This is a genomic window from Pseudanabaena biceps PCC 7429 (assembly GCF_000332215.1).
GTDB classification, from domain to species: Bacteria; Cyanobacteriota; Cyanobacteriia; order Pseudanabaenales; family Pseudanabaenaceae; genus Pseudanabaena; species Pseudanabaena biceps.
The window spans coordinates 1-18,592 of sequence record NZ_ALWB01000023.1; the positions used below are offsets into that span (position 1 = coordinate 1).

The following is an 18,592-nucleotide window of genomic DNA, read 5'->3' on the forward strand; positions in this document are numbered from 1 at the left end:
AAAAGCGGGAGTCAGAAATTTCAATTAACTTGTCAATGGAGGTCTCGGCTAAAAGCTTACGAGCTTGGGCAAGATATTCTAAATTAGGACATTTATCGCCGAGGATACAGCCATTGGTACATTCTTTTTGACAATCAACTTGGCGAGCCATGGATTTAAAAGCATTAAGTAAACTAGATTTTAAGACTACTATAGCTGTCGCTTGGGTTTGCAGCTACTCCCTTCCTACCTAAAAATAGACATCAAAAACCAATAATTAGACGTTGCGGCGCTTCGCGCCGCAACGTCTAATTATTGGTTTTTGATGTCTATTTCTTTGGTGGGAAGGGAGTATCAGGGGTTAATTTTTTTAACTGCGAAAAAACACGATAATTTTCCAAGTTTATATCTTGCTCATTCTGCTCAACATTATTCATTTTGATCAAGCTATAGTTGATATCCTCGTCAAAAATTGCCAAGGTAACATTGAGAATATCAAGGAAATTAATAAAAGTACGACATTCAGTTTCTTCGTAGGAGCTATAAAACTTGATGAGTTCGGCTACATAACTTTCTAAATAAAAGCGGATATTAGGATAGATCAGTACGGTTTTTAATAGCAGAATGACTAGATTAAGTAAATTATTACATTCTAAGGATAGTTGTAAAAACTCAGAGGGATGACGACGTTTATTTAACAACAAATACTGCAAGATGCGATTGCAAGTAACATGTAATAAACTTAGCGACATTTCTTCTTCGTGGCGATGTTCTTGAAAATTCATTAATCTTTGAATGACCGTCTGATTAATTACTTCAGAAACTTCTAAGTTATTTTGAATTATACCTAGATAGCTAAGCAAGCTTTCTTTGAATTCTAAAAAATTTAAATTATAGACTTGCTTGTAGAAAGTTTTGGCAGCATTTTGATAGTTTTCATTACCCTGTTTATTCAAAACTCTTTTAATTAAAATTAATACGCCATCGCCTAAGTTAGTTGGGTTTTGTCGCTGAGGATTGGCTCCTAGTTTAGAATCAAGACGAGCCGTGTACATTGCCAGATCAAACTTAAATTGCTTTTTGATTTTCCGCGCTAACGTCTCGGCATATTGACGCTGCTCTAAAGGTTTACTAGCATCAGCATATTCTGAAATTAGTAAATAGGAAGAAAAGCGCTCACTCCAATTATGGTATTTGCGGTGAATGCCCGATCTGCCTGATAGCGATCGCAGAGTATTATATTCACTAGATTGAAGAAATTTCTGTAGCCATTCCCTTAGTTTTTTTAACTTATAAATTCTCGTGGGAAGGACTATGGAATCCGCAGAGAAAAGATCTACCAATTGCTGACAAGCACTAATATTCCCATTGATAGCCCAGTTGTTATTGAGTATGTAGCAGCAACGTATAAGAGTATGCTTGAAATCACGCTCTCTATCATGAAATATAATTTCACCTAAGGCATAGTAGGCATGAATATCATCAACTTCTTCATATTCAATAAATAATTTATTAAATTGGTTTAAAATTTCTTCAGTTTTAGCTTGCTTGATAATTCTTAAGAAAAAATCATAAATATTCTGTTGGGCCTTATCGATACTACTGTCAGTTGTATCTGAAACCTGATCTATAAACCGATCGGACTGGTGTGGATTATAAAACTGTGCCATATCAGTACATTCCTAAGCAACAGCAAAAAACTTAAAGATTGGATTTAACTAAATTTGTACTATTCGTACTATTTGATAAACTAGCTTTAGAAATGACTATTAAAGGAAACTTATTGTTTCTAATAGATAACAAATAGGTAAATAGGCATAATTAAATACTAGATTCAAAACCTGTATCATCGGTGCAACGTAAGTTTGAGGTTTTGGGATTTTATATTTAATTGCAACTAGCTAACTAGCCATTTTAATTGGGGCTAAAAAATAACTAAAAAATGAATTGCTAGAATAATTTAAGTATATTTTCTCTGTTTATTGCAATATACTTAATTATTTGACAATCTTCATTGTTAAGTTAGCAATAGTTTTTAGCTTCTATTATTGACGTATCTTCCTGCCTATAAAACTATTGTGACAGAGATTTTGCTTGGGCTTAATTTAACTCAATATCAATTTATATAATGAGAAAGTTACCAACTATATTTTTGCTGAGGTACTTATATTTGAATTAATCGTTCAAATACATTCAAATATATTATATAAGCTTTGTGAAGTACATTTATGGGATTAAATGCTTATTTTGAAAATTGTTCGCCAATAAACTTTATGAAGATAATCTATAGTTCATAAGAATTAAATACGGTCTACTTTAAGCTTTTAAACATATCCCAATCAATATCCCAATTAATATACCAAGAATATATTTGTAGGAGTTTTCCTTGCTCTGAATTCCTATCCTCAAGATTTTTCGTTATATTTTTATTATGCTTAATAAAATATGTCAAGAGGATCCAGTAACAATTTATGTTAAATTCAAGTCGTCTCAAATATAAGTTAACAAACATTCATTTTTTTGAGGCTGAGTTTGGGCAATAGGCTATATAAGCTGTATAGGAACTATACCGAACCTAACGAATCTACTCCAAAAATTAAGATGCCAGCTTTTAAAGTTTTTGATAACGATATCGATTTTGAAACCCTTCAAGAATATCTCCGCTGTGAAGCGATCGCAATTGATACGGAAACCATGGGTTTGATTCCTAGGCGCGATCGCCTTTGCCTAATCCAGATCTGTAACGATGAGGAGACCGTGAGTTTGGTGAGAATTGCCAGAGGGCTGAAGGAAGCACCAAATCTAAAATATTTGTTTGAAGCTGCCGATGTGACCAAGGTTTTTCATTTTGCGCGATTTGATGTTGCCATGCTTGAAGCCCATCTCAGCATCGCCACCCACCCTATTTTCTGTACTAAGATTGCTAGCAAATTAGCTAGAACCTATACCGATAAGCATGGCTTAAAGGAATTGGTGCGCGAACTGGAGAAAATTGAACTAGATAAATCATCTCAATCCTCAGATTGGGGGAATGTTCAAGCTCTGTCCGAATCGCAATTAGAATATGCTGCTAATGATGTGCGATATCTACTATCTGTCTATCGCAAGCTCATCGATATGTTAATCCGTGAAAATCGCTACGATCTTGCCAAGGCATGTTTTGCCCATATCCCTACCCTCGTATATCTAGATTTGCTGGGCTATGCGGATGTTTTTGCCCACTAATTTTTATGAACTACTTAAAACCTGAGGCGCACGCTGCGCGTGCGCCTCAGGTTTATATCTGGCTTCTGATTATACTGAGGTACTTACAGTAACTTAGTTAATCACCATATTGCGACGGTAATTATTGTACTTTTGGTGACTGCGGTAGAAAATGAAAAAAGTAAAGAATAGTCCTGTCAAACAAGATAACTAGTCGGCAAATGACGATGACTTTTAAATTCAACGACCTTTGCAGACGATTTCATTATTACAATGCCAAAGCAAATCACCCAAGGATTTCGAGCCAGTTTCGTAGATGCGATCGCCGATCCTTTTTATGAATCAGAAACTGATAGTATTCGATATTTTCCTGATGGTTTGCTCGTAGTCGAGCATGGTAAAGTGAAGGAATTAGGGGATTATAACGATTTGCGATCGCGGTATGCGGATATCCCAATTACGCATTATCCCGATCACATAATTGTTTCAGGTTTTATCGATACCCATATTCATTTTCCTCAGATGGAGATGATTGCTTCCTATGGTCAGCAATTATTGGAATGGCTGAGTACCTACACCTTTCCCACGGAAGCAAAGTTTGCCGATCGCCACTATGCATCGGAAATTGCCGCGCTCTTTCTCAAGGAGTTATTGCGAAATGGAACTACCACTGCCTTAGTATTTACTTCCGTATTTCCCCAGTCAACCGAGGCATTTTTTGAGGAAGCGCAACGGCTCAATTTGCGGATGATTGCGGGGAAAGTGATGATGGATCGTCATGCTCCTGATTTTTTAACCGATACTGCCGACTCCTCCTATCGAGAATCCAAACAGTTAATCGAGAAATGGCATAAGCGCGATCGCCTTCTCTATGCGGTTACCCCAAGATTTGCCATTACCTCCACCCCAGAACAGTTAACCAATGCAGGTAAACTACTGACTGAATTTCCCGATGTGTATCTACATACCCATCTTTCGGAAAATGTGAAAGAAGTGGAGGCTGTGGCAGCAGTATTTCCCGGTCATAAAGGATATCTGGATGTGTACGATCGCGCAGGTTTAGTGGGCGAAAGGTCGATCTTTGCCCATGGGGTCCAACTGACTGATCAGGAATTTGCCAGATTAGCCGAGGCGAATTCCGCAATCGCTTTTTGTCCGACTTCTAATTTGTTTTTGGGCAGTGGTTTGTTCAAATTAGAAAAGGCTAAGTCGCGAGAAACACCTGTCAAAGTGGGACTGGGTACTGATGTGGGGGCTGGTACGAGTTTTTCAATTTTACGCACTGCTTGCGCCGCCTATCAAGTCGCCCAGTTGCGATCGCAAAAACTCTCATCCTTTCAATCTTTGTTTCTCGCGACTTTGGGGGGAGCGAGAGCTTTATGTCTGGAGGATAAATTGGGAAATTTTGAGATTGGGAAAGAAGCTGATTTTGTCGTGCTCAATCCGCGCTCAACTCCGATTATGGAACTGAGAAATCAACGTTCTGATGATACTCTCCCACCCACCTTAGCCGCAATATCCGATCAGCTATTTGCCACAATCGTCATGGGTGACGATCGAGCGATCGCTGCCACCTACATCATGGGCGACTTAGCACACAAAGCTTAAAATTCGGCATTCTGGGGAAAACGGGGGAAGGGAATTACATCGCGAATATTGCCCATACCTGTGATGAATTGGACTAAGCGCTCGAAACCTAAACCAAACCCAGCGTGCGGCACGGTTCCATAACGACGTAAATCCAGATACCACCAGTAGTCTTCGGGATTGAGCCCGACATTGCGAATTCTCGATTCCAATACATCAAGACGCTCTTCACGCTGGGAACCGCCGATAATTTCGCCCACGCCAGGGGCAAGGATATCCATAGCTCGCACCGTTTGCCGATCGCTTGCCGTTCCCTCGTTCACCCGCATATAGAAGGCTTTAATGCCAAGGGGATAATCCATAACAATCACAGGCTTCTGAAAATGCTCTTCCGCAAGAAATCGTTCATGTTCCGATTGCAGATCTAATCCCCATTGGACTGGATACTCAAAGGTTTTACTGCAATTTTCCAGAATAGCGATCGCTTCCGTATAGGTAATACGCTCAAACTTTTCCTCGACGATTTTCTGCGCATTGACCATGACGCGATCATTTACCCGTTCTTGGAAAAATTCCATATCTTTGGGACAGGTGGCTAACACATAGTTAAAAATATATTTGAGAAAATCTTCTGCTAAATCCGCATCTCCCTCTAGATCACAAAAAGCCATCTCAGGTTCGATCATCCAAAATTCGGCAAGGTGGCGCGAAGTATTAGAGTTTTCCGCGCGAAACGTGGGGCCAAAGGTATAGACATTAGAAAAGGCGGTCGCCATAATTTCCGCCTCTAGCTGTCCGCTGACGGTCAGAAAGGCAGGCTTACCAAAAAAGTCTTGCGAAAAATCAACGGGTTTTCCCGTTGCCGCCACCTTATTTAAATCCAAGGTGGTCACCCCAAACATTTCGCCCGCCCCTTCACAGTCGCTAGCCGTGACGATGGGTGTATGTACCCACAAAAATCCTCGTTCTTGAAAAAACTGATGAATAGCAAAGGCACAGGCATTGCGAACGCGAAACACTGCACCAAACATATTGGTACGGGGGCGTAAGTGGGCGATCGTGCGGAGAAATTCGATCGAATGACGCTTTTTTTGTAAAGGATAGGTTTCGGGATCAGCCGTGCCAAAAACAGCGATCGCTGTTGCCTGCATTTCCACCCTCTGCCCCTTGCCCATCGACTCGACCAGAATTCCAGATACCTCAATGGATGTGCCCGTAGTTATTTGCTTGACTAGGGTTTCATAGCCATCAAGATCTTGGGGTAAAACAATTTGTAAACCCTGAAGCGATGAGCCATCATTTAATTCTAAGAAGGCTATTCCCTTACCTTCTCGCTTTGTCCTTACCCAACCACGTACAAGATACGAGTCGTTAACTTGACCCTTACGCAATAAGTCAACAATTCTTGCAGATGCCATATGCTAGAAATAATCGCTAGAAATAACTGTGAGTAGTCTGTAGAGCGATGAAATCAGCGATCGCATTGCTCATAGGCAGCTATCCTAACATTTTAAAGAATGACCTCGGCAGAAACCTTATACGCGCCCCTTCAGAAGAATCCCCAAAATACCTATACTAAATTACTTATCGCCTCAGCACTTCAATTATCAAGCTTGTAAATTGAACAGTTACAAAATTGAACAGTTACAAAATTGATATGCAGAGCCGTCAAAAGTCGCAATAAAACTAGAAATAAAAACAAAGACGAAGACAAAAACGAAAACAGAGATAAAAACAAAAATCTAAATAAAGATTGAAATGAAGTGTAAAAAGCTAAAAGCTAGGAACGATCTAGCTCTCATAGGCCATTTCACGGATTAAAGGCAAACGATGGCTGATATAGTTACTGAGATCGTTTTGTTGGTGAGAATCAAGGGATGAGCGCTGCTGTACTTGATCGACTAACCAGCTCATTAGTCCATCATCATCCAGATTTAGGAGCAAATTCGGCTGGGCTTGGCTAACTGAGTCCCAGAAGAGGCGTATGATAGCAGGTGTCATGTCTGTTTTCCGTAACCTTAATATTGTTCTAACATTTTATAGGTTAGTACATTTGCTACTTATTTATGTTAAGAATCACACAAAATGAAATAAAAGACACCTCCCTCAAGATTGATTGCTAAACGATCGCTAGTTTCTTCTCCATCGCATTCCCAGACAGAGGTATTTTTTATGGCTAGACAGGTAGAGATTTGGAATAATCGTGCTGAGATTGCATCGAGAGCCTTGTTGTTATGTCAACTTGCTTACAATGAGGCGATCGCTAAAAATGGCAGATTTACGATTGTTGCCGCTGGAGGCAGTACTCCTCGCGTCCTCTATGAGCTATTGGCGACGAAGGAATGGGAATGGTCAAAAGTCCATGTCTTTTGGGGCGATGAGCGCTATGTACCCGTCAGCGATCCCCAGAGTAATGAAGGCATGACCCGTAAGGCATGGTTGGATCTGGTCGCCATTCCTGCATCAAATATTCATGCGATCCCCACCGATCCCACCGATCCCACCGATCCCGCGATCGCCGCTAATCAATACGAGCAGCATATTCAAGAATTTTTTGGAGTTGCATCAGGGGAAATTCCTCAGTTCGATCTAATTCTGTTGGGCATGGGGGATGACGGACATACAGCTTCTTTATTTCCCCACACTAAGGCACTTAAAGTTAGCGATCGCCTTGTAACTGTTGGCGAAAAAGATGGACAGCCAAGAATTACCATGACTGCGCCCTTGATCAATCAAGCTAAAGAAATTGTTTTTATGGTTGATGGAGCAGCCAAGGCAAAAGCTTTAACGGCGGTGTTAGCACCTAAAGGTGATGTGAATCTCTATCCTTCCAGATTGATTACAGGAAATACGATTTGGCTATGCGATCGCACCGCTAAGGTATAAAAGCTAGCTAGAGACACCCCAAAAGCTGATTGGCGGCGCAGAGCGCCGCCAATCAGCTTTTGGGGTGTCTCGGTTTTCAAGTTAAGAAATGGCGTAGCCATTTCTTAATACCAATTCACTGAAGTGAGCCAACACTTCAGTGAATTAAAAAACAAACCCAGTAAGGTTTTGAGATTCCCAAAATGGCGTTGCCATTTTGGGAATTGGTATAAGGGTTTTCAAGGTAAGGAATAGTTCAAGGATGGGCGGCGCTACGCGCCGCCCATCCTTTTTAGAAATCAAACCTTGCTCTAAAAAGCGCATTAATGCTGCTTTTAGAGCTTCTTTTAGATCGGGGTGATGCTTTTGTTACAAAAAAATGATAATCTTAATAAAAAGTTAAGTTTTGTTGCTCCCCTAAATCTATGCTTCGTCTCGAACACATTCAGAAAATTTATCCCACTGGCGAAGTCCTCAAAGACGTTAACTGGGAAGTTAAAACAGGCGATCGCATTGGTTTAGTTGGCGTAAATGGCGCGGGGAAGTCAACACAGCTAAAAATTATTGCAGGGGAAATCGAACCGACCGCAGGGCAGATCGTGCGACCTTCGAGCCTGAAAATTGCCTATCTCAGTCAAGAATTTGACATCGAAGAGACGAGGACGGTAAAGCAAGAGATGTGGCAAGCCTTTCAGGAAGTGCGGGAAATTCAAAAAGAATTAGCGATCGTCCACCATCATTTGGAAAATTTAAAAGATGGTGAGGACTACGAGCCGATCCTCAAGAAAATGGATCGCCTCCAGCGTCAATTTGAAGATCATAACGGCTATGAATTGGAAAGCCGCATTGATAAACTATTGCCAGACTTAGGTTTTAAAGCCGATGATGGCGATCGCTTTGTGAGCGAATATAGCGGCGGTTGGCAGATGCGGATGGGCTTAGGCAAAATTTTGCTCCAATCGCCAGACCTATTACTGCTGGACGAACCGACCAACCACCTCGATTTAGAAACGATCGAATGGTTGGAGAAATATTTGCGATCGCTCAGTACGCCAATGGTAATCGTTTCCCATGACCGTGAGTTTCTGGATCGTCTCTGTACCTCAATCGTGGAAACTGAGCGGGGCGTATCGACAACCTATCTGGGCAACTACTCATCGTACCTAGCGCAAAAGGCGGAAGCAAAAGCCGCTCAGGGGGCTGCCTTTGAACGCCAGCAAAAATACATCGAAAAACAACAGGTCTTTGTCGATCGTTTCAGGGCAAGTGCTACGCGCAGTACCCAAGCCAAGAGCCGAGAAAAGCAACTCGACAAAATTGATCGCATCGAAGCCCCTGACAGCGATGTTAGAACCCTAAAATTTCATTTCCCCCCCGCCTCCCGGAGCGGGCGCGTTAGCGTGGAAATCAAGAACTTGACCCATGCCTACGGCGATCAGATCCTATTTTTAGGGGCAAAACTGGAGATCGAAAGAGGCGATCGGGTTGCCTTTTTAGGACCAAATGGGGCAGGAAAATCAACCCTATTAAAAATGGTAGTCGGCAAAGAATCCTATAACGAAGGCGAAATCGTTCTAGGGCATAACGTTTTAATTGGCTATTTTGAGCAAAATCAAGCCGAAGCTCTTGATTTAAATAAAGATGTATTTCATACCATTCACGATGATTTTCCGAAGATGACCCACGAAGAAGTACGGGGCGTGCTGGGTAAATTTCTATTTAGTGGCGATACGGTCTTTAAAAACGTACGCGATCTCAGTGGTGGCGAAAAGGCAAGGCTGGCACTGGCAAAAATGTTGCTTACCCCAGTAAACTTTTTGATCCTTGACGAGCCGACCAACCACCTTGATATTCCAGCCAAGGAGATGTTAGAGGCAGCGTTGCGAGAATATGAGGGTACAGTAGCTGTAATCTCCCACGATCGCTATTTCATCTCGCAGGTCGCCAATAAAATTGTGGAAATTCGCGATGGTGAGCTTTGCGTCTATGCAGGCGATTATGCCTACTACCAAGAAAAACGGGAAGAGGAGACAAGGGAAGCCAAGTATAAAGCGGAATTAGCTGCCAAAGCCGCTAAAGATGCTATTAAAAAGGAGAAAGAAAAAACTAAGCAAGCTGAAAAACGTCAAGAAAAACAACAACAAAAGGCGAAAGCAAAGTAATATGCAAACATCGTTTGCGATTTCACAATTTGATTTCACAATTTGATTTCACAATTTGATTTCATAATTTGATTTCATAGCTTGATTTCCGTGCTTTGCACTGTAATCAAAACTAAATTCTGACACTCAATCGGGTTATAGCGCTTTTTAAGCAATCGGGTTACATTGAATTATTTACTCGTCAAAGGCGGGTAAATAATTCAATGCACCTTATTCGACTAGGGAACGCTATACAGCATTCCTAGATTATTGATGAGAAAAATGGGGTTTCGACTTTGCTCAGCTAGCGGGATACCTCGGCTAATCGAGGTCGAAGTCTCTCCCAACTCATTTAGGATTGCTATAAGTAAGTGGGCTTAATTAAATATAAAACCCTAAAACCTGCGGTGCAAGCGCAGCGTGTGCCGCAGGTTTTAGCTCTGGATTTTAATTATGCTGAGGTACTTACATGAATTGAATTGAGGGATGAACGAGAGACGCATTCGTTCTTTTTGATAAAAGTATACTATTGCTATGTTGGATCACATTGCTAAGAAACGCAATTTGATAGAACGTTATTCCCAAGGAGAAAGGAACTTCGAGGGATGGGATTTGAAGGGAGTAGATTTAAGTAAAGTTGACCTTAGCCATGCAATTTTACGTAACACAAATCTAGTTTTTGCCAATCTCTGGGAGGCAAATCTCTGTAATACCGATCTATCAGGTGCAAATTTATCCGATGCCGATCTAAGCGGAGCATCTCTGTTGGACGCTAATCTTAGTAATGCTAATATCACCCGTACAAATTTTACCTATGCGGGCTTAAGTGGGGTGCAGTTTGCGAATGCGCATCTTAACAGTGCGAACTTTCGGCTCGCGATTTTGAACTGTACGAACTTGCATGGGATGGATTTTAAACGGGTGAACTTGCAAAAAGCCTATCTTTTAGAGACAAATCTCTCTAATACAGACTTAAGTCATGTTAATTTACATCACGCCTTTTTATTTAGAGCTAATTTAAGCCGAGCAAATTTGCAAAATGCCGATCTCAGTGAGGCAGACTTGAGTGAGTCCAGCTTGCATGGGGCAAATTTACATGGGGCAAATTTAAGTGAAGTCGATTTACGCGAAGCCGATCTTGATCGCGTAGATTTTAGCGAGCTTAATTTACGGTTAGCCAATTTAAGCGGGCTCAATTTGAGTAATGTGAGTTTTATCGGGAGCAACTTAAGCAAGGCAATTTTGCGGGGGACGGTTTTGCGAGGGGCTTGCTTTAATGCGGCAAATCTGTGGAATGCCGATCTGACGGGAGCCGATCTGACGGGAGCCGATCTGACGGGGGCTGATCTACGCTGTGCCAACTTTGATGGCGCTAATCTAAAATATGCTGAAGTAGATGTGGGATGGATGAACGAGGTAAGGATCTGTCAAACAGTCTTGCCCGATGGCAATATCTCCAATCGAACTTGCCGTGCTTAAGGTCATCATGAAAGACTTATTTGTTTTTAAAAATGAGAATTTATTGCGGATGGCTCTGACCCATCGCTCCTACGTTCACGAAAATCCTAGTGCGGGAGAAGATAATGAGCGTTTGGAATTTTTGGGAGATGCGATCTTAAACTTTCTCAGTGGCTCCTATCTTTATCGGCAACATGCTGATTTAGGTGAAGACGAATTGACCCGCCGCCGCGCAGCTCTAGTTGATGAGAAACAGTTGGCAAACTTTGCGATCGCTTTAGACCTAGACAGCCAAATTTTATTAGGTAAAGGAGCTATGCGGGATGGGGGTAATAAGAGTGAAAACTTGTTAAGCTGCGCCTTTGAGGCAATGATCGGGGCTTTTTACCTAGATTGTAATTGTGATGTGGAGGCGGTGCGTCCAGCGGTGGAGGCCCTATTTGATTCGGTCCCGCCAGAACTTGTGAATACCCGGGCCGATCTAGATGCGAAAAATCGTTTGCAGGAATGGGTACAGTCCTACATTGGGCATATTTTGCCCAAGTATGTGACCGAAAAAGTAGGCGGAACCGATCATACGCCTGAATTTGCGTCTAAAGTATATGTTGGCGATCGCCTATATGGTCAAAGTCTGCGAAATTTTGCTAGTAAAAAAGAAGCAGAACGAGCCGCCGCGCTAGATGCATTGGAACAAATAGAGAGAATGTTATAGGTTTTGCTAAGCTTTCTTAAGCGGGATTTGGTAACAGGACTCGGCAACGAGGCTTGGCAAACAAGGATAAATATTATGACTGAAGATTGGTTAATAATTGGCAAAATAGTCTCACCGCAGGGGCTGAAAGGCGAGGTGAGGATATTGTCCTATTCAGATTTTCCTGAAAGGTTTGAAAATGCTGGGAAGCGCTGGATCGCGGCATCTGAGAAGGATGAACCCCAAGAAATCATGATGTTGGCGGGGCGCGAGGTTGCTGGTAAAAAGAATCTATTTGTAGTTCGCCTAGAGGGGATTAATGATTGCGATCGCGCCGAAGCTTTACGGAATTACGTGATGATGATTCCCACTAGCGATCGCCCCTACCTCGAACACAACGAATACATGATCGCGGATTTAGTTGGTTGTCAGGTTTACCATCAAGCGACGGGTAAGCTACTTGGCGAAGTTATCAGTATCATTGCTGCTGGCAATGATTTGTTAGAGGTTCGTAATCTTGATAATCAAGAAGTGGAGTTAATTCCCTTTGTCGAAGCGATCGCCCCCTTTGTGGATATTCATCAAAAGAGGATTGAAGTTACTCCCCCTAAGGGACTTATTGATCGATGGCTAGTCATTGAGTAGCGTTATTGAGCGCGAGTTCGGGATAATTTGAAACGGGCTGTGAGAAAGGGTTTGCTACGCAAACCCTTTCTCACAGCCCAGAATTAAAAGCCTTGCTACGCAAGGCTTTTAATTCTGGGCTTTTAAAATTTGCCAGCTTAACCCGAACTGACGTTAACTATAGCTATAAAAAAAGCTATAAAAAAAGTAGAGGGAATTATATTTTTGATTGAGCGAGGCGTTTATTTCGCATTAGTACATTTGCGCCTTCATTGGTTTGTTCGATGACCAGTAAAGGCGTGGGCTTGGCACTCTGATCCCAGCTAATTACAGCGAGCCTTCCCTGAATCGTCGGTTGCCAATTCCGATTTTCATCTGAGGCGACCACAAAATTTTCTAGCCCGATCGCTAAATCCTTCAGAATACTTTGCGATCCGTGGAGGGGAATTTTGGCGAGCTTAACATGGATGCGAAAAAGGGTACGCATCTGCGAATCATCATGGTGCTCGGGTTTAAAAGCCACATCAAAAATCACATCAATCTTGCGGACATTGCCACTATCCTCTTCGCTGGGCATTAGCAGGGGGGTGATTTTTTTACGAAGATTAACTTTGATCTGCGCCAAAATAATATTGCAGAAATGAGTCTCTTCCATCCTCATGCTTAGATAGTCTAAATTAAACTCACGAGAATGAATTAAGTCGGGATTGCGCTCATGTTCGTCGATGGTATGCAATGCGAGCTTGAGCTTTTTGGTCAGTTCGTCCGTTTTGAGTTTTTCGATTTTTAGTTGTTGGCGACTTTTGCGTAGCTGCCAGTAATTATAGGCGGTCGCTCCAATTGCCCCCCACAGCAGAATTAAAAGTAAGCTTACGCCGATTGGATTTTGGAGTGGAAGCATTGAATGCTCGATATTGCCGATAAAGCCATCGCGATCGCTAGTTTTAGTCGTCGGTACAGTTTGTAATGAGTACAACATAGCCATGCCCCATTGATTGTTTCCTTAAATAGCCCTCTATGACTATTCCCATAATACGCAATGAAATTAATATGACTGTGTTTATTAAGGAAACTCTATCTGTCGCCACTTGCCTTAACGTCAGTTCGGGTTAAGCTGGCAAAAAAAACTGTAGCGCACGCTGCGCGTGCGCTACAGTTTTTTTGGTTTTTAGTTATGCCTAGCTACTTAGTAACTAATCAATTTTGGTAAGATTAGCAATTTTCCATTTACCATTTTCAAAATTTAGCGTGCAAACATATCTACCTTTAGATGGTTGGGACTGGGAGTGATCGATTTTGCCATTGACATACAGAGTCGGGCTTTCATAGATTTCTACAGTCACCTTTGCTTGATCGTCTTGAATCCCAAATGCGCCTGCTCGGCTCACCGTAAAGTTGCCATAGCTGTAAAAAGCATTATTGCTCTGGAGCCAATCGATCGAACCTTTGCGCTTTTCGTATGCCTCCCCTGTAGTTAGCTCTGCTAATAATTGGCGATCGAAGGGTGGGGCAAACATTTGATTTTTACTGGCTACCAATTTATCGATGAGCCCTACCGCTTCCGCTTCTGACAATGGCGCGATCGCCCCCTTGGACAAATCTGGCTTAGGCGTGGCGCGATCGCCTATGGGACTTGTTGTCGGTGTGGCACTCGGCTCAATAGCTGAGGGATTGGCAGATGGACTGGGGGAATTAGAAACAGGTTTCGCAGTTTGACTGGTTGGGGGCGTTTGGTTATTAGTTAGATTATTAGTCGGATTATTTGTCTGGTCACTTGCCTGATTATTAGTTGGATTATTAGTTGGATTATTGGTTGGATTATTAGTTGGGTTACTTTGCTGGCTGTTGGTTTTATTAGTACTCGCCAAATTGTTGGAGTGATTTTGAGTGGCTATTACTACGCCGAAGGCGATCGCTCCTGCCAACGCGCCAGCCCAAGCAAAGAACCAGAAAGGTTTATTGCCATTCGTATTGCTACTAATAGGATTGCCACTATTCGCCTTGTTATTGGCAACTGGTACATAGCCCTGCACCGTTTGCGCTGATGTGATCTCGTTATTCCTCTGATTTATCGTCTGATTTATCGTAGGTGGGGCGGCAAGGGGTTGTATAAATTTAGGGGCAGGTGGGGCGGTAGGTAAAATTGTGGGGGGAATTGGTGGAGAAATGTCAGGGGCTAAATTACCGCTATTGATACCCACGATCGTAGACTGAAGCCCATTACCAGAAGGAGTTACCTGTTGAGTTGGCAAACTATGATCGCCTAATTTTGCTAAGACTTTACGAATCTCTGCTGCGGATTCATAACGATCTTTGTAGTGATAGCGGGTCATCTTGGTTAATACATCGACTAAGCCTGATCTGACGGGGACGAGATGCTGCCAAATTAATTCTCCCGTCTGGTAGTCTTCTTGCAGTTCGCGGGGTGGTAAACCCGTTAAAGCCTGAATGCCAATTACGCCGATCGCATAGAGATCGCTATTGGGACGGGGTTTGCCCTGAGCTTGTTCGCTTGGCATATAGCCCAAAGTACCGACCGCCACCGTAGCGATCGTTTGCCCCTCTTGATTAATCTGGTTTTGGACTTGCTTGATCGCCCCAAAATCGATCAGTACTAACTTGCCATCGGATTTACGGCGAATAATATTATCTGGCTTGATATCGCGGTGGATTACACCGTGACTGTGGGTATATTCCAAAATACTTAATAAATCGTCTAATATCTGGATTACTTGCGGTTCGCCTAGCCGATAGCCACGTATTAACTCGCTATCGAGCGATCGCCCCTCGACGAATTCTTCTACCAAATAAAACTCTCCCTGCTGATCGAAATAGGCAAGCAGGCGGGGAATGCGATCGTGATTCCCCAATTGAGCGAGGGTCTGCGCTTCACTTGTAAAGAGGCGATTAGCGACCTTCAGATATTCGCGATCGCTACTGGCAGGTTTGAGATGCTTGACTACACACAAAGGCTCGTTGGGGATGCGGGTATCGTGAGCCAGATAGGTATGACCAAAGCCACCCTCGCCAAGTTTGCTAGCGATGCGATAGCGTCCATCAAGTAATTGACCAATCATGCTTGACTCCATCTCTGCAATAAATATAACCCAGAGATCCTAAATTAGAGATGTGGTGTAGTATGAATCGACATATCTATTTTTCTGATTTACGTAGATCCTAGGCTTTAGGTTTTGCTTTAGGTTTTAAGGACACCTTGGTTTATGATGATTAAGCTGTAATGCCTGTAACTAAAGTTAAAGTGCTAACGTCAAAAATGACGTAGCCTAGAATAGATATACAGCTTTCAGAGATAGTTTGTAGACAAGGACTAGTAACCTGCTAGCCGCAACTGTTGTTTTGATGATTTATGGCTAGATACACTCAACATTTCTTAGTTGAAATCGCTCCTGAAGACCTACATTCAACGATCGTTAAAACGTTGGAGGGTTGTAACTTGGTAATTACTTACGAAACTGATGACTATGTAATTGCCCAAGAAATCGAGACTAATGCATCATTCGCGAAAATGGTAACCGTAGAAGTCTTGATTCATCGTTCCGAAATAGAAGGCAATCAAGCGAAATTGACCAGTGTCACCAAAAACGCTGAATTGCCGCTTCGGATTAATAATTACTGTCATGGCATCTCCGATCGCGTTTCTAAAGCCTTCTGTGATAGTCAAGCATGGAAACTTTTAGAAGTCACTTCAGGATATTAGACGGTATTTGATTGGGAATAAATGGCAAATTATTATCGTGTACTCGCCGAAAATCGGCAAGCTAGATTTAATTACGAAATTCTCGAAACCCATGAAGCAGGGATCGAGTTGCTTGGTACGGAAGTTAAATCTATTAAAGGGGGAAAAGCAAATCTAAGGGATGCCTATGGGATCGTGCGTAAGGGACAGATAATGCTGCTAAATATGTATATATCCCCACACCATACAACGAGTTTGTACTTTAACCATGAACCAACCCGCACCCGTCGGTTGCTGCTACATAAAGATGAAATTCGCAAGTTAATCGTTGGTGTGCAGCAGAAGGGATTAACCTTAGTGCCCCTAAAGGTCTATCAAAAGGATGGCTGGATCAAGGTTGACTTAGCCCTAGTGAGGCAGAAAAAGCTACATGATAAGCGGGATGACATGAAAAAACGCGATGATAAACGCGAAATAGATCGCGCCATGAAAAATCGCTAAGTATAGCTACAGTCACTTGAGTTAGGACAAATCAAACCCGTAAGATTGCGCCCCTGCGGGGCGCAATCTTACGGGTTTGATTAGCTACTTACCATCATTTCTAGCTCATAGAGACTTGCGTATAAACCTTGTTTGGCAATCAATTGCTCGTGGCTTCCCGATTCGACTACTTCGCCTTGCTTGAGGACGAGGATACGGTCAACGTTGCGGATGGTTGATAGACGGTGCGCGATGATAATTGTTGTGCGATCGACCAATAGGCGATCTAGGGCTTGTTGGATCAAAAATTCGGTACTGACATCAAGACTGGCGGTTGCTTCATCGAGAATTAAAATCCGAGGATCACGGATAGCCGCTCGGGCAAAGGCTAGTAATTGCTTTTGTCCACCAGATAGATTTGTGCCCCGTTCTCGGACTTGGGTTGCGTAGGATTCGGGCAGATCTTTAATAAAGCGATCGACATTCATCAGCTCGGCGGCTTCCACAACCTGCTCGATCGTATAGTCTTCACCAAGGGTAATGTTTTCCTTGATATTTCCAGAGAATAAAAAAGCATCTTGGAGAATTACGCCGACACATCGACGCAGCTCGGCTTGGGTGATATCGCGGATATCCACGCCATCGATCAAAATCTTGCCCTTTGTTGGTTCGTAAAGACGCGACAACAGACGAATGATCGAGCTTTTGCCTGCCCCAGTAGGACCGACAAGGGCAATCTTTTCACCAGCCTTGAGCGTGAAATTGATATCTTTGAGCACGTACTCATCGGGTTTATAGCCAAACCACACATGGTCAAAGCAAATTTCCCCAGTGCCATCAAGGGGGAGGGTCTTGGGATATTCAGGATCTCGAATATCGATTGGTTCTTGCAGGATCGCATTGATGCGCTCGACCGCCGTAAATCCAGCTTGAATTGTGGTGAATTTCTCGGCGAGTTGCCGAATGGGATCGAAAAGCCTTTGGGAGAAGAGTACGAAGGCCGAAAGCTCGCCAAAGGTGAGATTTTTTTGGACAATCTCGCCGCCGCCTAACCAGAGAACTCCTGCGATCGCCACCAGTGCGATCCATTCAAGGGTTGCTGATACCGCAGAATCATGGAAGACGGTGCGGTTGACCTCATCTACATATTGCTTGTTTACCTTGAGGTGTTGCGCTGCGTTAAACTTTTCGCGACGAAATAACTGAACGATATTCGCGCCAATAATATTTTCTTGAAGAATTGAATTCAGCTCGGATAGGCGCTCGCGAGCCTTAAAGTTGGCTAGGCGATATTCATGTTGAAAGTAAATAATCAATCCTGTTACGGGGATAACCATCGCCAATAGCATTAATGCTAAATCCCAGCGGAGGAAAAACATGAATATGGCGATTGTGCCAATGGCGGCAAAATCGCTCAATACGCCAACCGCACCCGTAGCGAATACATCGCCTAAAGCTTCAACGTCACTGGTGAGCCGCGTGATCAGCTTGCCAACAGGAGTGCGATCGAAAAAACTAGTGGATAAAGAGGTGACATGACGGAATAGATCGGCACGAATATCGGCGGTGATTTTCTGCCCGACCTCTTGCACCAAGTAGCCCTGCCAAGATTGAAATGCAAGTCTTATGGCGATCGTAAGTAGGATGACTAAGCAAATCCATCGCAAACCCAACAAATCGCCGCTTTTAATCGGTCTATCAATGGCTTGCTGTACCAAAATAGGCTGTACAGCGCTAGCGATCGATAGAGGGAGGAGTAAAAGCAGCGATATGACAAGTTGTTTGGAGTTTTGCTTTGCGTAGGGCAATAGACTCAACATCAACCGCCAGTCATTACTTTTGAGGCGATTTACCGATGGAGAATTG

15 protein-coding genes are annotated in these 18,592 nt (G+C 42.9%); 9 read left to right on the forward strand and 6 right to left on the reverse strand.

Going from position 1 to position 18,592, the window contains the following annotated elements; translation table 11 throughout:
* Positions 1 to 308: 308 nt before the first annotated feature.
* Entirely contained in the window at positions 309 to 1,649 is a 1,341-nt protein-coding gene (locus PSE7429_RS04385; RefSeq protein WP_009625858.1) for a hypothetical protein, read from the reverse strand.
* Between the two features lie 925 nt (positions 1,650 to 2,574).
* Between PSE7429_RS04385 and PSE7429_RS04395 the strand changes: the two genes are divergently transcribed.
* Positions 2,575 to 3,204 carry a ribonuclease H-like domain-containing protein gene (locus PSE7429_RS04395; RefSeq protein ID WP_040687288.1) on the forward strand — a complete coding sequence of 210 codons (630 nt, stop codon included), beginning with the start codon at positions 2,575 to 2,577 and terminating at the stop codon, positions 3,202 to 3,204.
* 252 nt (positions 3,205 to 3,456) lie between these two features.
* Positions 3,457 to 4,791, forward strand: coding sequence for a guanine deaminase (gene guaD / locus PSE7429_RS04400; RefSeq protein WP_009625860.1), 1,335 nt, complete (start codon positions 3,457 to 3,459; stop codon positions 4,789 to 4,791).
* Here the strand turns inward: guaD and asnS are convergent.
* A complete protein-coding gene (gene asnS / locus PSE7429_RS04405; protein ID WP_009625861.1) occupies positions 4,788 to 6,188 on the reverse strand; it encodes an asparagine--tRNA ligase in 1,401 nt (466 codons plus the stop codon). The two genes, guaD and asnS, sit on opposite strands and share 4 nt — an antisense overlap.
* 373 nt (positions 6,189 to 6,561) lie before the next feature.
* Positions 6,562 to 6,771, reverse strand: coding sequence for a hypothetical protein (locus tag PSE7429_RS04410; RefSeq protein ID WP_009625862.1), 210 nt, complete (start codon positions 6,769 to 6,771; stop codon positions 6,562 to 6,564).
* A gap of 171 nt (positions 6,772 to 6,942) precedes the next feature.
* Here PSE7429_RS04410 and pgl point away from each other — a divergent pair, with 171 nt between their 5' ends.
* The 5 genes from pgl to rimM all read left to right on the forward strand — a co-directional run bounded on the left by pgl (position 6,943) and on the right by rimM (position 12,570).
* Positions 6,943 to 7,656, forward strand: coding sequence for a 6-phosphogluconolactonase (gene pgl / locus PSE7429_RS04415; protein WP_009625863.1), 714 nt, complete (start codon positions 6,943 to 6,945; stop codon positions 7,654 to 7,656).
* Between the two features lie 404 nt (positions 7,657 to 8,060).
* Entirely contained in the window at positions 8,061 to 9,797 is a 1,737-nt protein-coding gene (locus tag PSE7429_RS04420; RefSeq protein ID WP_009625865.1) for an ABC-F family ATP-binding cassette domain-containing protein, read from the forward strand.
* Positions 9,798 to 10,310: 513 nt separating this feature from the next.
* Complete coding sequence (locus tag PSE7429_RS04425) at positions 10,311 to 11,255, forward strand: pentapeptide repeat-containing protein (protein ID WP_009625866.1); 945 nt, start codon at positions 10,311 to 10,313, stop codon at positions 11,253 to 11,255.
* A gap of 7 nt (positions 11,256 to 11,262) precedes the next feature.
* The gene (gene rnc / locus PSE7429_RS04430; RefSeq protein ID WP_040687291.1) at positions 11,263 to 11,946 is read left to right on the forward strand and encodes a ribonuclease III; all 684 of its coding nucleotides are present in this window, start codon (positions 11,263 to 11,265) and stop codon (positions 11,944 to 11,946) included.
* Between the two features lie 75 nt (positions 11,947 to 12,021).
* Positions 12,022 to 12,570: a ribosome maturation factor RimM gene (gene rimM / locus PSE7429_RS04435; protein ID WP_009625868.1), complete on the forward strand. Its 549-nt coding sequence runs from the start codon at positions 12,022 to 12,024 to the stop codon at positions 12,568 to 12,570.
* Between the two features lie 196 nt (positions 12,571 to 12,766).
* On the opposite strand, the gene PSE7429_RS04440 is transcribed toward rimM, so the two are convergent.
* Both PSE7429_RS04440 and PSE7429_RS23310 read right to left on the reverse strand, forming a co-directional pair.
* Positions 12,767 to 13,528 (reverse strand): hypothetical protein, encoded by a 762-nt coding sequence (locus tag PSE7429_RS04440; RefSeq protein WP_009625869.1) that lies wholly within the window; start codon positions 13,526 to 13,528, stop codon positions 12,767 to 12,769.
* A gap of 214 nt (positions 13,529 to 13,742) precedes the next feature.
* Positions 13,743 to 15,626, reverse strand: a complete 1,884-nt coding sequence (locus PSE7429_RS23310) for a protein kinase domain-containing protein (RefSeq protein ID WP_009625870.1) — start codon at positions 15,624 to 15,626, stop codon at positions 13,743 to 13,745.
* Between the two features lie 290 nt (positions 15,627 to 15,916).
* Here PSE7429_RS23310 and PSE7429_RS04450 point away from each other — a divergent pair, with 290 nt between their 5' ends.
* Together PSE7429_RS04450 and smpB are read left to right on the forward strand one after the other, a co-directional pair.
* The gene (locus PSE7429_RS04450) at positions 15,917 to 16,267 is read left to right on the forward strand and encodes a hypothetical protein (RefSeq protein WP_009625871.1); all 351 of its coding nucleotides are present in this window, start codon (positions 15,917 to 15,919) and stop codon (positions 16,265 to 16,267) included.
* A gap of 21 nt (positions 16,268 to 16,288) precedes the next feature.
* Complete coding sequence (gene smpB, locus PSE7429_RS04455; protein ID WP_009625872.1) at positions 16,289 to 16,747, forward strand: SsrA-binding protein SmpB; 459 nt, start codon at positions 16,289 to 16,291, stop codon at positions 16,745 to 16,747.
* Positions 16,748 to 16,827: 80 nt separating this feature from the next.
* On the opposite strand, the gene PSE7429_RS04460 is transcribed toward smpB, so the two are convergent.
* Positions 16,828 to 18,546 (reverse strand): ABC transporter ATP-binding protein, encoded by a 1,719-nt coding sequence (locus PSE7429_RS04460; protein ID WP_009625873.1) that lies wholly within the window; start codon positions 18,544 to 18,546, stop codon positions 16,828 to 16,830.
* Positions 18,547 to 18,592: the final 46 nt, after the last annotated feature.

Coding starts and splice junctions, on each gene's coding strand:
- PSE7429_RS04385 (WP_009625858.1), bottom strand. CDS start 1,649: ATGGCACAGTTTTATAATCCACACCAGTCCGATCGGTTTATAGATCAG.
- guaD (WP_009625860.1), top strand. CDS start 3,457: ATGCCAAAGCAAATCACCCAAGGATTTCGAGCCAGTTTCGTAGATGCG.
- asnS (WP_009625861.1), bottom strand. CDS start 6,188: ATGGCATCTGCAAGAATTGTTGACTTATTGCGTAAGGGTCAAGTTAAC.
- PSE7429_RS04410 (WP_009625862.1), bottom strand. CDS start 6,771: ATGACACCTGCTATCATACGCCTCTTCTGGGACTCAGTTAGCCAAGCC.
- pgl (WP_009625863.1), top strand. CDS start 6,943: ATGGCTAGACAGGTAGAGATTTGGAATAATCGTGCTGAGATTGCATCG.
- PSE7429_RS04420 (WP_009625865.1), top strand. CDS start 8,061: ATGCTTCGTCTCGAACACATTCAGAAAATTTATCCCACTGGCGAAGTC.
- PSE7429_RS04425 (WP_009625866.1), top strand. CDS start 10,311: ATGTTGGATCACATTGCTAAGAAACGCAATTTGATAGAACGTTATTCC.
- rnc (WP_040687291.1), top strand. CDS start 11,263: ATGAAAGACTTATTTGTTTTTAAAAATGAGAATTTATTGCGGATGGCT.
- rimM (WP_009625868.1), top strand. CDS start 12,022: ATGACTGAAGATTGGTTAATAATTGGCAAAATAGTCTCACCGCAGGGG.
- PSE7429_RS04440 (WP_009625869.1), bottom strand. CDS start 13,528: ATGTTGTACTCATTACAAACTGTACCGACGACTAAAACTAGCGATCGC.
- PSE7429_RS23310 (WP_009625870.1), bottom strand. CDS start 15,626: ATGATTGGTCAATTACTTGATGGACGCTATCGCATCGCTAGCAAACTT.
- PSE7429_RS04450 (WP_009625871.1), top strand. CDS start 15,917: ATGGCTAGATACACTCAACATTTCTTAGTTGAAATCGCTCCTGAAGAC.
- smpB (WP_009625872.1), top strand. CDS start 16,289: ATGGCAAATTATTATCGTGTACTCGCCGAAAATCGGCAAGCTAGATTT.
- PSE7429_RS04460 (WP_009625873.1), bottom strand. CDS start 18,546: ATGTTGAGTCTATTGCCCTACGCAAAGCAAAACTCCAAACAACTTGTC.